Origin of the sequence: Funiculus sociatus GB2-C1 (assembly GCF_039962115.1) — a bacterium.
GTDB lineage: Bacteria > Cyanobacteriota > Cyanobacteriia > Cyanobacteriales > FACHB-T130 > Funiculus > Funiculus sociatus.
Genome location: NZ_JAMPKJ010000043.1, coordinates 26137 through 39968, shown reverse-complemented (window position 1 = coordinate 39968; position 13832 = coordinate 26137). Strand labels below are relative to the sequence as shown.

The window sequence follows — 13832 nt, the reverse complement described above, 5'->3', positions numbered from 1 at the left end:
TATCAAACAGAAGGCTGGGAGTCAAGAGTCAATGCTAGACCGTTAAAACTCATTAACTGAATTAAACAAGCCTTTGACGGGCTAGCACTCACTCCAGACTTCCCAGACTTCGCCAGACAAAATGCTCGCCTGTTGAACTTTAGCGATTAACCGAAAATCGCTTAGCTCAAACCAGAGCAGATGTAGTCAAAATAGACGCCCATTTCCTTACCAGCGTCAGCACCAACCAAGCTGGCGGTAACTTCTTTCATGGCTTGGATAGACTGCACAGTTGCAGCAACGGGAACGCCTAGAGAGTTGTAGGTTTCTTTCAGACCATTCAACACGCGCTCATCCAGAATGGATGGGTCGCCAGCCAACATGGCATAGGTGGAATAGCGGAGGTAGTAGTCCAGGTCGCGGATGCAAGCAGCATAGCGACGGGTGGTGTACATATTGCCGCCGGGACGGGTGATGTCCGAGTACAGCAGGGACTTAGCAACAGCTTCTTTAACAATGGTGGCAGCGTTAGCGCTGATTGTGCTTGCTGCACGAACCCGCAGTTCGCCTGTTTGGAAGTAGCCCTTGAGCTTTTCTAAGGCACCAGTGTCCAGGTATTTGCCTTGAACGTCGGAGGAATTGATAACAGCAGTAATTGCGTCTTGCATTTTTTTGTTTCCTTATCTCACGTAGTCAGATCTAAATCAAGAGCAGGGAAGGGGAAACACCCTACTGCATGGCACCAATCACGTAGTCGAAGTAAGAACCTGCTTCAGCAGCTTCTTCTCCAGACATCATTGAGGAAGCAGCATTCTTCATAGCGCGAACGCCTTCGGCGACTGCTTCAATTGGGGTACCCAGAGACTTGTACATTTCGCGAACGCCAACCAGACCGATTTCTTCAATCGGAGTAACGTCGCCGGAAACGATTCCGTAGGTTACTAGACGCAGGTAGTAGTCTAGGTCGCGCAGGCAAGTGGCGGTCATTTCTTCGCCGTAGGCATTGCCACCGGGGGAAACAACATCAGGACGCTTTTGGAACAGCTGGTCGCCGGCTTGCTTAACGATGCGCTCGCGGGAATCGGTCAACATTTGGGCAATCCGCAGACGCTTTTCACCGGAGGTGACGAAGTTCTTGATCCGGTCTAATTCGCCTGGGCTGAGATAGCGAGCCTCGGCATCGGCATTCACGATAGATTTCGTGACGATACTCATTTCTGGATTCCTCCAATCAAAAGAAGTTTTTAATTCAGATAGGCTGAAACTGGCATTCTGCAAGGAATGTCTGAGTTTATCGCTGCTATTAGATGTACTTTACGCTTAAAGTGTGCGATTCAGTATCTCTAGCATTTTTCAGCGTAACCGTCGGTACACACCGCCTCAGACTCAGCTACCTTCCGCAAATAATTCTGCGGCATTACGTTCACATTCCAAGTCTGTTCTTAATACTTTTTAACATTTATCCTCATTTAGGGGCTTTCCGAAGGCGATCGCGCCTAGTCTTGAGTGGTAGCGATCGCGCCTGGGATTTGTGAACCACTCTCTCCTGCGGCATAACTCACAGGAGGGGAGGTCTGCCCTTCATCGCTTGGGTGTGCCAAAACCAAGGTCAACAACTTGGTTCCGTGGCATCGACATGAGAATAGGGCATAGGGCAGCGTTACAAAATTGTTTAGCTATTGGGAGTTGGGGCTTTTCTTTTTCTCTTGCTCCCTGTCCTCTCTTTTCTCACGGTTTAATTTCCTATTGAAATTTCTGCTAAAAAGATAGCGATCGCACCCAAGACTGCCGCATGAAATAAATTTTGGCAATAATAATTAAACTATGATTTTTTTTTGGCACTAAGCATCAATTACAAAGCTGCTAAACACCGCAGCGAAAAATACAATTCTGCTTCATCCAGAAGAAGTGTAACGCCTCAAAAACTTTTATAGTAATTTTAGATTGGGTACGATACATCTGTAGGGACATGGCAATACTATGACCCCACCAACGTAGACCAGACTTCAGAACCGCAATATATTCCACCCAACCGAGAAACGCTATACACCTTGAAAGAACCATCAGCCAGTTCGATGAAGATTGGTTGCGACCTCTAGCCTACTAAATTAAGAAGTAATTGATTACTATTCCAGAGTTCCACGATGGCGTTTGACTGGTCAGAGTATCTTAATTTAGCCAAGAAACTCGCCAGTGAAGCTACTACTTCTGCCCATCGGGAAGCCGAGTTGCGTGGTAGTATCCATCTGCCTTACTACGCAGCTTTCAACTTAGCGAAAAAACATTTACAAGATAAGTTAGGGCAATCTATTCCTACAAGAGGTGATGCTCATAAATAGGTTTGCAAACAGTTTGCGCTTAGATGCGATTTAGCACATCAATCAGTAGTGAATAAATCAAATAACTTACGCTTATTTCGCAATTAAACTGGCTCTATATCTTTTTTCCAGGCTTGTCAAATTTCACCGCAGTATCTATAGCTTTGGTTGATGAAATAAGTTTTATTTTGAGATGAAACTACTTGAATAGAAAGGGAAAGATTAGCGCTAGCTAAGATGGCAGCTTGACATAAACTTAGGAAAAAGAAGCGATCGCGCTCATTCCAATCTCTAAACTAGAAACATGAGGGAATCCAAAATTATTACAATTCAACTTTCTGCTGAAGATAGCGATCGCTTCCCTTCTTTCTCTCGTCCTCAGCGTCCTCAGCGCCTCTGTGGTTCAATAAAAACCCCCTGACCTTTCTCACAGATCAGAGGGAAATTTATAGCCCGCGCAGGCGGGCTATGTTTGTGTAGCCGCGAATTATATTCGCCAGGTCTTCTTAGCGGGTAGAAGTACTACCGAGATAAGAAGGCGACAAATCAGACCACGACTGTTTCACCAAATCAGCAGCCGCCTTCACACTACCCAGATAGTTACCAGCAGGTAGAGACGGATAGCGGTTGTAAGGCACCACATCCTCGCCGAAGTAACGAGCGTACTCAGGACTATCCACCATTGCTTCTACAGCCGCCTTCAAGCCGCCATCAGCCAGCAGCTTGTTATACTGCTGGATCTCGCCTTGGGTAGCTGGTGCGCGTCCCAAGAGATGCCGGAACAGGAACTCAATCACCTTGGTATTGGGATAAGGCGTATAGAAACGACGGCGGTAGATTTCGGAACTTGCCAGAGTCTTGACAAACTCGCGCACGGAGATATCCCCATTGCGGAGTTTGCTATCCAGCTCCGAACGCCGCAATTCACCAGGAACCTGACCGCTGAAGATGTCCATCACTTGACAGTAGATGGCATTGATAACTTGTACAGTTTCCACCTGGCTCATGCCTGGGTTCATCCGGTAAATCCGTGCAGGTTTGCGCCGCGTTGTACCAACACCAACCTCAACAGATTGCCCGTCACCGTTGGTAAAGGAACGACCCAACTCGATAAACTTGGGCTTGCTCATGTCCATCTTACGAGCAGCCGCAGCCATGTCAGCGATCGCTTTGCCCGTGAGCGGCATCTTCGACGCATCCATCCGTGGCTTCACTGGCTCAAAGCTGGGAACCACCAAGTCATTATTCTGCTTGGTCAACTGGTTGTACAGCTTCTCAGTATTCGGGAAGTTTGCCGCAGGGAGTGTCGGGAAGCGGTTGTAAGGTACCGTATCCTCACCGAACGCCTGGGCATACTCTACGCTATTCACCATCGCGCCTACAAAGCCCCGGATGCCCTGAGAGGCGAGAATTTGGTTGTACTTGCGAATTTCAACTTGGTCTACGGGCGCACGTCCCAAGAAGTGCTTCGTCCCCAGCTCAATCACCTTGGTATTCGGATAGGGGGCGTAGAACTCCTTGATGTAAAGTTCTGAACCTCCCAACGCCTCAATGAATTCCTTGAGGTTGATTTCACCATTCCGCAGCTTGCTTTCCAAGTCGCTGAATTGGTTCTTCACGACATAAGGTTCAATATCGCGCTCGAAAATCTGGCGATAAGCAGCCCGGATGACATTTTGCACCAGCGCCTTATCTTCGGTTTCCGTCAGCTTGAAGACCTTAGTTTGTTCGCGCTTCTTGGTAACACCTTGGTTGATACGGAACTGAATATCGGGTTCCGTCCGCATTTGTGTAACTTGACCCAGTTCCACAAAACGGGGGGTTTCTTCCTTCTCAACTTTAAGTCCGGTGTCGGTAATGCTGCCCACGCGGAGACTACGCAAGCTTACCCCAGCCGGTGTCAGATAACGCTCGTAAGGAACTGTATCTTCCCCAAACGATTCGTTGTATTCTGGGCTATCGATAATTGCGTCAACTAAGGCGTAGAAGCCTTTCTTAGCGCAGATATCGAAATACTTGTTAATTTCTTGCCGTCCGTAGGTGGGACGACCCAACAGCCGCCGATGGATGTACTCAACTGACTTGGTGACATAAAGCGAAGTCCAGTACAGCTTGCGGAACAGATCCGACTTAGCCAAAACGCGGATAAACTCTCGCACGGTGGTTTCGCCGTTTTCCAGCTTGATTTCTGCCACCTTCAGGCGCTGACCTTCGTAGACATCCCGCCCAAAGACTTGCAGGTAAGCTGCCTTAATCAAGGCTTGGGTGGAGCTTTCCGAGTATTTGACACTGGAATTCTTCACATAGCGCTTCGCAGATACGCCGCCGTTACCGCTAGGGCCTGGAAGTTGATCCAGCTTGAACACCTTGGGACCGAGTGAACCCGGATCTTTCGGACGAGCTGCTGGGTTGCTCAGTTGGTTATCAATACCTGGGCCTTGGCGGATCAGGATGCGGCGAGTATCTTTACCAAAGGGAGCCGGACGGGTGTTGGGATTCTTCGTTTCTTTCGGGAAGATTGCCCCAAACTGAATTTCTAGCGGGTCGTTGCCGGAACCGTAGGGGTGTTGATCCGGTAGCGGGCGATCGTAAGCAGCAAAGGTGGTGAGGAACTGCGGTACCTTACGGAAAGGCGCACTGTAGTTCAACAAATCTTGCTGCGGCCCCCAGTTACGACATTCTTGGGCTTCTTGACCCAAACCTCGGATGTAGGGGACGGTTTCTTCGCCGAAGTAGTCGGAGTATTCTTTAGAATCCACCAAGGCATCTATCAGACCTGGTAGACCTTTTTGGGAAACGATGGAGAAGTATTCTTGTACTTCTTCACGGCTGGACGGCCCACGTCCCAAAATGTGACGGAAGGCGAGTTCTAGAGCGCGACTGTTGATGTATGGCTCGAAGAAATTTTTCCGATACAGAGGAGATTTACCTAAACGGCGAATAAACTCCTTCATGGAGATGTCGCCATTTTTCACCTTAGATTCAAGGTCAGAGATGCCCTGGCTGTAGGCGCGGGTAATGTCCCGTTCAAAGACTTGCCGATAGGCAGCTTTGATGATTTCTTGTTTTTCCGAGGAGGACAAACCGGGCTTCATGGCGTATTTGGGACGCCGCTCGGCTGCGTTGAAGTAAATTTGGGGTAGTTGCAGACCTTGCTGATCGCCAGAAGGACGCTGCCGTAATTTGTTTGAGGGAGTGGGGGCTTTGAATTCGTTAATCAGAACTTCAAAGTATTGGTTGACAATACCTGAGGCTTCATCATCGCGCCGGAAATAACCCAAAGCTGCTGCTCGCATTTCCTGCAAGGCGACAATTGTGGCATCGGTAGAGCAAGCGTTTTCGATGATTTCCCGCAAACCCCGCGTGTTGACAGAGATGATGTTAGGATCTCCGGCAACGATCGCGTAAGTTAGGTAGCGCAAAAACCACGATAAGTCCCGCAGCGATTTCTGCATATTGCCCGGGCCGTAACGGGCGACGTTTATCGGTCGGAAACCTGCTGGTGCGGCACCGCCGCCGCTGGCGCTAAAGAGACTCCGCAAACCTTGCAAAAAGCCGCCGCTGCTTTCCACATAGGTGACATTTCCCAGCGCCATCCCTTGTTTGACATCCGGAACTGTACCCGCGATCGCTAGTTCTGGTTCGCGAGGCTTCTCCAAAAAAGCCATCGGGGAACCCCCAACGAAAATGCGGTTAGCAGCGCGGGACACAATCAGGTCGGCGTTTTGGGTGAGCGTTTGGGAAATCTCTAAACGCTTGTTTCCAGAACTGAAATAGCTTTTCAGCTCATCCAGTTCCCCCCGCCCTAAGAAGCGGTCTTGCTGTTCCGCTTGGGAAATTGTTGCAACTGGTACTGTTTGATATAGTTGCGGACGCGCAACTGAGCTTCCACCACTTGCCTTAACACTCATTGGATCTCAAAAGCTCCCTATAAAAAAATTGTCACTGCGTTAAACATGACCAGAGTGCCACTGTTGAATTATGAAGTGCCAAGGCGTGAATTTGGGCTACTGCCGCAGGTGCTTTCTGCCTGCTTATGCAGCCTTTATCCGACCGCCTTCAACATCTGGTGTTTTCATCCACCCTTGGGTAAGGGCTTCAACCGGAGAGCCTTCATTTTTAGGCAAACTAGGCTTCTGGAGAGCATCCCATCTAACCACTGCCTGGGTTTAATCAGCTCAGTTTTTAGATTAAAACTTTTCGGGCTTGCTAGATAGGTTTATTAAAAAGTGTGTAGAATTCTCTCCGTGTATTCACAGTGTCATAATACTAAATTGCGATACATTTCCTGAGAAAAAAGATAAGCTTTGTTACGTTTCCCAGTTGTCTCTACTTTGCGCCATTTTGTGATATGGAAATAAGGCAGGATATCAGCAACGCTGTTCAGCGACTCTACGATACTTACCCTTTTCCGCCAGAACCCTTGCTGGATAGTCCGCCTCCCGGCTACAACTGGCGCTGGAACTGGCTAGCTGCCTATAGCTTCTGCACGGGTCAAAAACCCCAAAAACAGGAGATCCGCATTTTGGATGCTGGATGTGGCACTGGTGTTGGAACAGAGTATTTGGTTCATCTCAATCCTACTGCACAAGTGGTGGGAATTGATTTAAGTGCAGGTGCGTTGGGGGTGGCACAAGAGCGCACTCGCCGTTCAGGGGCAAATCGCGTTGAGTTTCATCACTTGAGCCTGTACGATGCCGATCAACTCCCTGGTGAGTTCGATCTAATTAACTGTGTGGGGGTGCTGCATCATTTACCTGACCCAATCCGGGGAATTAAGTCCTTGGCGGCGAAGTTAGCGCCTGGAGGCTTGATGCACATTTTTGTCTATGCTGAGCTGGGGCGGTGGGAAATTCAGCTGATGCAACAAGCGATCGCGCTCCTCCAAGGCGACCAACGCGGCGATTACCGCGATGGCGTACAGTTGGGCCGTCAAATATTTGCCGCATTGCCAGAAAATAATCGTCTTGTCAAGAGAGAACGCGATCGCTGGTCTTTAGAAAATCAGCGGGATGAGTGCTTTGCTGATATGTATGTCCATCCCCAAGAGATTGACTACAATATCGCGACACTTTTTGAACTAATTGATGCTTCCGGGTTGGATTTTCTGGGATTTTCCAATCCTAGAAACTGGCAGTTAGAGCGACTTATAGGGAAAAATCCGGAGTTAATAAAACGAAGCGAAAATTTGAGCGATCGCGCCAAATATCGTTTGATTGAGCTATTAGATCCAGAAGTCATCACCCACTACGAGTTTTTCTTAAGCCGTCCTCCCCTACCTTCATCAGATTGGTCATCGGATGAAGCCTTGTTAAAGGCGATACCAGAGCGAAACCCGTGCATGGATGGATGGCCTAGCCGTTGCCTGTTTAACTACGATTATCAAATTATTAATTTATCAGAGGAGGAATTTCAATTTTTGCAAGCGTGCGATGAAAACTCCACTCAACAGCGAACCATGAAAGAAATTTTGGCAGATGGAAAGCTGGAGTTGGATAAAGTGCGATCGCTCCTTACTGGGCAGTTAATTTTGCTAACACCAGCTTAAAAGCATCAGCAACTAGCGCGGCCAATAGATATATAAAAAGCCTAACGACTAAAGTCAAGGGCGCACAGACAAAGCCTGCCAGTGCTGGCAGGCTTTGTTTATGGAGCATCGAGGCTTCCGCCAAGAGCTATAAGGGTTCCCATCGGGAATATTTAGTTGGCTGAGCCTGGTACTTCTTCTCTTATCTGGCGTTCGGCCGGATTAGGACTTTCCTCTCTCACCTTAAAGTCATAAGTGGTTCCCGGTTCAACCTTTTCAACTGACTGCTGATTCTCCGTGTCCCTATCGACTTCCCGTTCTACTTGGTTGAGAGGTTCTGCCAAGCTTTCGCCATTGTAGGGGGGAGTGCCATTGAAAAATTTGTCGATCCGGTTCGTTTGAGCCACTGCTGGGGAACCGATGAGGGCAGTGCAGCCGATGATGGCGAAGAGCCAATAAGTTCGAGATTTCATCGGATTGCTACCTCCTGTTAAACTACCTGTAGCCTACTACTCAACTAAGTTAACTAAAGTTTACAGCCCGTTGCCTCTGGCGACCGACGTACCACTTGCGGGCGATCGCTTCTGTCCCAAGGACAAGAGGCGACGACCGGGCGAAACTAGCCTCAAAGATGAGAAAAAATGACCTTGAGCTAGAACACGCTCGCATAGAACATACTATTCCGGCTGAAAGCGGCTTAATTCTTTTTTAAGTAATGTTACCTCTGCATGGTATATTCAAAATTGCTGTGACCTGTAGTACAGGTCTATTAGCAGGACTCGCTTCTCAGCTGTTGTGAACCTGTCAAACGAATCTCAACCAACCACGTCGCCGACGCAGGAGTTCCCAGCACCCGGTTCTCCTGCCGCAGAAACAAACAACGCCATGCAAGAGTATTACCAACTACAACAACAGTTGTTGGTGATTACGGTTGCTTTTACAGGGATAATATTTATCTGTGTATGGATTTTTTATTCCCTGAACACTGCCCTAAACTATTTGATTGGGGCATCCACAGGTGTGGTTTACTTGAGAATGTTGGCTAAGGATGTTGAGCGACTAGGCGGACAAAAAAAGCGTTTGGGATCTAATCGCCTGGCGCTATTTATTGGGCTAATTGTAGCGGCAACGCAATTGCAACAGCTGCATATTCTGCCCATTTTTTTGGGATTTCTCACCTTTAAAGCCGCGCTCATCTTCTACGTGCTGAGAAGTACGCTAATGCCAGAATCTCAATAGGTTAGGCAGAAGCTCTCCTCTCAATCGCTCAATCCTCAACGAAAGTGGAAATCCCGGAAATGTTCATCGTAGATGGTTTAAGCGTCCTGAATACTTTCCATCTTGCTGCATTGGAAGTTGGCAAGCAGTTTTACTGGCAATTGGGCAATTTCAGAGTACATGGGCAGGTTTTTCTGACCTCCTGGTTTGTAATTGCCCTTCTGATTATTGCCTCGATTGCTGCAACTCGAAACATCCAGCGAATTCCCCGCGGTATACAAAATACGATGGAGTACGCCCTGGATTTTATTCGGGATCTAGCCAAAAGCCAAATTGGTGAGAAAGAGTATCGTCCTTGGGTGCCATTTGTAGGCACTCTCTTTTTGTTCATCTTTTTGTCGAATTGGTCGGGAGCGCTCGTTCCCTGGAGGCTAATTAAGCTACCAGAGGGCGAACTAGCTGCTCCCACTAGCGACATTAATACAACAGTGGCACTTGCCCTGCTGAGTTCTTTAGCGTATTTTTATGCAGGGTTCAGCAGGAAGGGTTTAGGGTACTTCGGTAACTACATTCACCCGACACCCATCATGTTGCCCTTCAAGATTTTGGAAGATTTCACCAGACCCCTCTCGCTCAGCTTCCGTCTGTTTGGAAACATTCTGGCTGATGAGTTGGTGGTAGCGGTGTTAGTTCTCCTAGTTCCCCTGTTTGTTCCCTTGCCAGCGATGATTTTAGGTTTGTTTACCAGTGCAATTCAAGCTTTAATTTTTGCGACACTGGCAGCATCCTATATCGGGGAAGCTGTAGAGGAACATGGAGGAGAACATCACGACTGAGGCGACCAATAGCCTGTCATGATGTCAATTGGAAAAAAGTTTGGGTTGAGGATTTTGGATTTTGTTTGAAATCTAAAATCTTAAATCTAAAGTAGCAAATCGTTCTGTACTTAAAAGTAAGGAAAATCATGGATCCATTAGTTTCTGCTGCTTCTGTTTTAGCTGCTGCTCTTGCTGTTGGTTTGGCTGCAATCGGCCCTGGTATTGGTCAAGGTAATGCCGCTGGTCAAGCAGTAGAAGGTATTGCCCGTCAGCCAGAAGCTGAAGGTAAAATTCGCGGTACTCTACTGCTCTCGTTGGCATTCATGGAAGCGCTGACCATTTACGGTCTGGTCGTTGCCCTAGTGCTGCTGTTTGCCAACCCCTTCGCGTAAATTTTGACGAGCCGCGCTCAGATAACTATTAACAATTTAAGATGAGGATTTTGATGGTAGCCATCAATTATTCAACTCTTAAATAGTTAAAGTTTTGAGCGCGGAAGCAATACGTAATTAGCTAACGCTACGCGGTAAGTTCAACTATACCCGTAGCGCCTAGAACGCAACAAATTAAAAGCTCGACCCTGTTTGAGAAGGGGGTCATAAAATTATGACACACTGGACAATTCTGCTGGCTGTTGAAACAGCCACCAAAGAAGGGGGTCTATTTGATCTTGATGCAACCCTACCCTTGATGGCTGTGCAGTTTTTAATCCTGGTGGCGGTGTTGAATGTCGTGTTCTACAAGCCACTGACGAAGGCAATTGACGAGCGCGATAACTATGTCCGCAAGAATCTACTAGAGGCACGCGAACGCCTATCGAAAGCTGAAAGCTTGACAAAGCAATACGAACAAGAACTGGCTCAAACTCGCCGTCAGTCTCAAGAAACCATTGCCGCAGCTCAAGCTGAAGCAGATAAAATTAGGGCGGGCAAAATTGCGGAAGCTCAAGCTGAAGCGACCGGAGAAAGAGAACAAGCGGCTAAGGAAATTGAGCAGCAAAAGCAAGAGGCATTCCAAAGCCTGGAGCAACAGGTAGATGCCCTCAGTCGCCAGATTCTGGAGAAACTCTTGGGACCAGAGTTAGTTAAATAGCAAGGATGAAGGATGAAGGATGAAGGATGAAAATTTACACTTCAAACTTCACACTTCAAGCTTCACACTTCAAACTTCAATAGATGGGGATCATGGGGACTTATTTATTACTGGCTACAGAGGCTATAAGAGCAGGCTCTGAATTAGCAGAGGAAGCGGGGGAAGGTGGTTTCGGGGTAAATTTCGAGATTTTAGAAACCAACCTGATCAACCTGATAATTATTTTTGTGGTGCTGTTTTACTTCGGACGGAAGTTCTTAGGAAACATCCTAAGCGAGCGCCGTGCCAAAATAGAAACAGCGATTCGGGAAGCTGAAGCTAAACAAAAAGAAGCAGCAGCATCCCTCTCCGATGCCCAGCAGAAGTTGGCTCAAGCTCAGTCCGAGGCACAGCGAATCCGAGCAGAAGCAGAAGTAAGCGCTAAGGCAGCTAGAGAAAAAATTCTAGCTCAGGCAGCTCTGGACGTGGAACGCTTGAGACAGACAAGTCTGGGAGATATCAACAACGAGAGGGAAAAAGCGATCGCCGAGTTGCGATCGCGAGTTGCCGCAATGGCGTTGCAGAGAGTCGAGTCGCAACTGACAGGTCAGTTAGACGAATCAGCTCAACAACAATTAATTGACCGTGGCATCGCCAGTGTAGGAGGTCGGTAATGAAAGGCAGTATGTTAAGCGCCGAAATTGCAGAGCCGTATGCAGAAGCGCTAATGTCCTTAGCTCAATCCCAGAACCAAGTAGATCGCTATGGCGAAGATGTCCGCTCTTTATTGAGCCTACTAGACGGCTCCCCAGATTTACAGGAATTTCTGGGCAATCCCGTACTCAGCGCTGAAAATAAAAAAGCCGTATTGCGGCAGATTGCTGGCGACGGACTCCACCCTACCATCCTCAACTTTTTGATGCTTCTGGTGGACAGGCGACGCATCATCTTTGTCGGGGGAGTTTTGCAACACTTCCAAGCGCTTCTGAGAAAGCTGAACCAGACTGTACTAGCAGAAGTCACCTCAGCAGTAGAACTGAACGATGCCCAACGGCAGGCTATCAGTGAAAAAGTTAAAGCCATCAGCGGAGCGCACCAAGTTGAACTCGCTACCAAACTCAATCCAGAATTAATTGGTGGTGTCATCATCAAAGTAGGTTCTCAGGTGATTGATACCAGTTTGCGAGGACAACTACGCCGCATTGGACTACGCCTGGGCCGTGCTGCCTAGCAATTGAGTTTAAAGGTTGGAAAGTTAAAAGGTTGAAAGTCTTTAAAAAGCAACCCAAAACATTCAACCCAAAACCTGCAACCTGTAACCCTCTAAACAAGAACAACTAATCATGATCAGCATCAGACCAGACGAAATTAGCAACATTATTCGGCAGCAAATTGAACAATACGACCAAGAAGTTCAGGTTTCTAACGTTGGTACAGTATTGCAAGTAGGCGACGGTATTGCCCGGATTTATGGCCTGGATAAGGTCATGGCTGGGGAACTGGTGGAATTTGAAGACGGCAGCGTTGGCATCGCCCTGAACCTGGAAGAAGATAACGTGGGCGCAGTGCTGATGAGCGATGGTCGCCAGATTCAGGAAGGCAGCTCAGTTAAAGCCACAGGCAAGATTGCTCAGGTGCCAGTGGGAGAAGCCATGATTGGTCGGGTGGTAGACGCACTTGCTCGTCCGATTGATGGTAAAGGAGAAATTCAGACCACCGAATCTCGTCTGATTGAATCAGGCGCACCAGGAATTATTGAGCGGCGCTCAGTTTATGAACCGATGCAAACTGGGATTACCGCTATTGACGCGATGATTCCTATTGGTCGGGGTCAGAGGGAGCTAATCATTGGTGACAGACAAACTGGAAAAACTTCAATCGCGGTTGACACCATCCTCAACCAGAAAGAAGAGGACGTGATTTGCGTCTACGTCGCCATCGGTCAAAAAGCTTCTACCGTCGCCCAAGTGGTGAACGTGCTTCAGGAACGAGGCGCAATGGACTACACCATCGTAGTAGCAGCTCAAGCCAACGACCCAGCAACCCTGCAATATCTGGCTCCCTACACGGGCGCTAGTTTGGCAGAATACTTCATGTACAAGGGCAAGGCGACGCTGATCATCTATGATGACCTCTCCAAGCAAGCCCAAGCTTATCGCCAGATGTCCCTGCTACTGCGTCGTCCACCCGGACGGGAAGCTTATCCTGGGGATGTGTTCTATCTCCACTCCCGCCTGCTAGAGCGTGCGGCGAAGCTGAGTACAGAACTAGGTGAAGGCAGCATGACCGCGCTGCCAATTATCGAAACCCAGGCTGGTGACGTTTCCGCGTACATTCCTACCAACGTGATTTCGATTACCGATGGTCAGATTTTCTTGACCTCCGACTTATTCAACTCTGGTTTGCGTCCCGCAGTTAACCCCGGTATTTCCGTGTCGCGGGTGGGTTCGGCGGCTCAAACCAAGGCAATGAAAAAAGTGGCTGGTAAGCTGAAACTGGAGTTGGCGCAGTTTGACGACTTGCAAGCTTTTGCCCAGTTTGCCTCGGATTTGGATAAGGCAACTCAAGACCAATTGGCACGGGGTCAGCGCTTGCGGGAACTCTTGAAGCAGCCGCAATACTCCCCCCTATCTGTGGCTGAGCAAGTGGCAATTGTATATGCAGGTTTGAATGGCTATTTGGATGAAATTCCAGTAGATAAGGTTGCTCCTTTTGCGCGATCGCTGCGGGATTATCTGAAAACCAGCAAGCCGAAGTACATGGAAATCCTCCGCAGTCAGAAGCAGCTTAACGAAGAAGCGGAAGGCATTCTCAAAGAAGCGATCGGTGAAGCTAAGAAGACCTTCATGGCGATGGCGTAATTTGTCCAAAGCTGATAGCTAATCGCGAATGGCTAATTGT

The 13832-nt window shown here is 48.3% G+C and carries 14 protein-coding genes; 10 read left to right on the top strand and 4 right to left on the bottom strand.

Annotated features, from left to right (window positions below; genetic code table 11):
* Positions 1-161: 161 nt before the first annotated feature.
* Complete coding sequence (apcB, locus tag NDI42_RS18940; RefSeq protein WP_190420373.1) at positions 162-647, bottom strand: allophycocyanin subunit beta; 486 nt, start codon at positions 645-647, stop codon at positions 162-164.
* 61 nt (positions 648-708) lie between these two features.
* The gene (apcA, locus tag NDI42_RS18935) at positions 709-1194 is read right to left on the bottom strand and encodes an allophycocyanin subunit alpha (RefSeq protein ID WP_190434555.1); all 486 of its coding nucleotides are present in this window, start codon (positions 1192-1194) and stop codon (positions 709-711) included.
* Positions 1195-2123: 929 nt separating this feature from the next.
* Between apcA and NDI42_RS18930 the strand changes: the two genes are divergently transcribed.
* Positions 2124-2318: a hypothetical protein gene (locus tag NDI42_RS18930; protein ID WP_190457201.1), complete on the top strand. Its 195-nt coding sequence runs from the start codon at positions 2124-2126 to the stop codon at positions 2316-2318.
* Between the two features lie 485 nt (positions 2319-2803).
* Here NDI42_RS18930 and NDI42_RS18925 read toward each other — a convergent pair whose 3' ends face one another.
* Positions 2804-6208, bottom strand: a complete 3405-nt coding sequence (locus tag NDI42_RS18925; RefSeq protein WP_190457200.1) for a phycobilisome rod-core linker polypeptide — start codon at positions 6206-6208, stop codon at positions 2804-2806.
* A 440-nt stretch (positions 6209-6648) separates the two neighbouring features.
* Here NDI42_RS18925 and NDI42_RS18920 point away from each other — a divergent pair, with 440 nt between their 5' ends.
* Complete coding sequence (locus NDI42_RS18920; protein WP_190457198.1) at positions 6649-7845, top strand: class I SAM-dependent methyltransferase; 1197 nt, start codon at positions 6649-6651, stop codon at positions 7843-7845.
* 152 nt (positions 7846-7997) lie between these two features.
* Here NDI42_RS18920 and NDI42_RS18915 read toward each other — a convergent pair whose 3' ends face one another.
* Complete coding sequence (locus NDI42_RS18915) at positions 7998-8297, bottom strand: hypothetical protein (protein ID WP_190457196.1); 300 nt, start codon at positions 8295-8297, stop codon at positions 7998-8000.
* A gap of 4 nt (positions 8298-8301) precedes the next feature.
* Between NDI42_RS18915 and NDI42_RS18910 the strand changes: the two genes are divergently transcribed.
* From NDI42_RS18910 to atpA, 8 genes are all read left to right on the top strand, one after another.
* A complete protein-coding gene (locus NDI42_RS18910) occupies positions 8302-8469 on the top strand; it encodes a hypothetical protein (protein ID WP_190457195.1) in 168 nt (55 codons plus the stop codon).
* A 150-nt stretch (positions 8470-8619) separates the two neighbouring features.
* Positions 8620-9063 (top strand): ATP synthase subunit I, encoded by a 444-nt coding sequence (locus tag NDI42_RS18905; protein WP_313931314.1) that lies wholly within the window; start codon positions 8620-8622, stop codon positions 9061-9063.
* A 59-nt stretch (positions 9064-9122) separates the two neighbouring features.
* Positions 9123-9878: a F0F1 ATP synthase subunit A gene (atpB, locus tag NDI42_RS18900; protein ID WP_190457193.1), complete on the top strand. Its 756-nt coding sequence runs from the start codon at positions 9123-9125 to the stop codon at positions 9876-9878.
* A 128-nt stretch (positions 9879-10006) separates the two neighbouring features.
* A complete protein-coding gene (gene atpE / locus NDI42_RS18895; RefSeq protein ID WP_010994186.1) occupies positions 10007-10252 on the top strand; it encodes an ATP synthase F0 subunit C in 246 nt (81 codons plus the stop codon).
* A 214-nt stretch (positions 10253-10466) separates the two neighbouring features.
* Positions 10467-10952, top strand: coding sequence for a F0F1 ATP synthase subunit B' (locus tag NDI42_RS18890; protein WP_190420329.1), 486 nt, complete (start codon positions 10467-10469; stop codon positions 10950-10952).
* A gap of 83 nt (positions 10953-11035) precedes the next feature.
* Complete coding sequence (locus NDI42_RS18885; protein ID WP_190420327.1) at positions 11036-11605, top strand: F0F1 ATP synthase subunit B; 570 nt, start codon at positions 11036-11038, stop codon at positions 11603-11605.
* A complete protein-coding gene (atpH, locus tag NDI42_RS18880; protein WP_190457191.1) occupies positions 11605-12162 on the top strand; it encodes an ATP synthase F1 subunit delta in 558 nt (185 codons plus the stop codon). The genes NDI42_RS18885 and atpH overlap by 1 nt, the downstream gene beginning before the upstream one ends.
* A 112-nt stretch (positions 12163-12274) precedes the next feature.
* Positions 12275-13792 (top strand): F0F1 ATP synthase subunit alpha, encoded by a 1518-nt coding sequence (atpA, locus tag NDI42_RS18875; protein ID WP_190457188.1) that lies wholly within the window; start codon positions 12275-12277, stop codon positions 13790-13792.
* Positions 13793-13832: the final 40 nt, after the last annotated feature.

Excerpts from the sequence above, each read along its gene's own strand:
- apcB (WP_190420373.1), bottom strand. The coding sequence starts at position 647 with ATGCAAGACGCAATTACTGCTGTTATCAATTCCTCCGACGTTCAAGGC.
- apcA (WP_190434555.1), bottom strand. The coding sequence starts at position 1,194 with ATGAGTATCGTCACGAAATCTATCGTGAATGCCGATGCCGAGGCTCGC.
- NDI42_RS18930 (WP_190457201.1), top strand. The coding sequence starts at position 2,124 with ATGGCGTTTGACTGGTCAGAGTATCTTAATTTAGCCAAGAAACTCGCC.
- NDI42_RS18925 (WP_190457200.1), bottom strand. The coding sequence starts at position 6,208 with ATGAGTGTTAAGGCAAGTGGTGGAAGCTCAGTTGCGCGTCCGCAACTA.
- NDI42_RS18920 (WP_190457198.1), top strand. The coding sequence starts at position 6,649 with ATGGAAATAAGGCAGGATATCAGCAACGCTGTTCAGCGACTCTACGAT.
- NDI42_RS18915 (WP_190457196.1), bottom strand. The coding sequence starts at position 8,297 with ATGAAATCTCGAACTTATTGGCTCTTCGCCATCATCGGCTGCACTGCC.
- atpB (WP_190457193.1), top strand. The coding sequence starts at position 9,123 with ATGTTCATCGTAGATGGTTTAAGCGTCCTGAATACTTTCCATCTTGCT.
- atpE (WP_010994186.1), top strand. The coding sequence starts at position 10,007 with ATGGATCCATTAGTTTCTGCTGCTTCTGTTTTAGCTGCTGCTCTTGCT.
- NDI42_RS18890 (WP_190420329.1), top strand. The coding sequence starts at position 10,467 with ATGACACACTGGACAATTCTGCTGGCTGTTGAAACAGCCACCAAAGAA.
- NDI42_RS18885 (WP_190420327.1), top strand. The coding sequence starts at position 11,036 with ATGGGGATCATGGGGACTTATTTATTACTGGCTACAGAGGCTATAAGA.
- atpH (WP_190457191.1), top strand. The coding sequence starts at position 11,605 with ATGAAAGGCAGTATGTTAAGCGCCGAAATTGCAGAGCCGTATGCAGAA.
- atpA (WP_190457188.1), top strand. The coding sequence starts at position 12,275 with ATGATCAGCATCAGACCAGACGAAATTAGCAACATTATTCGGCAGCAA.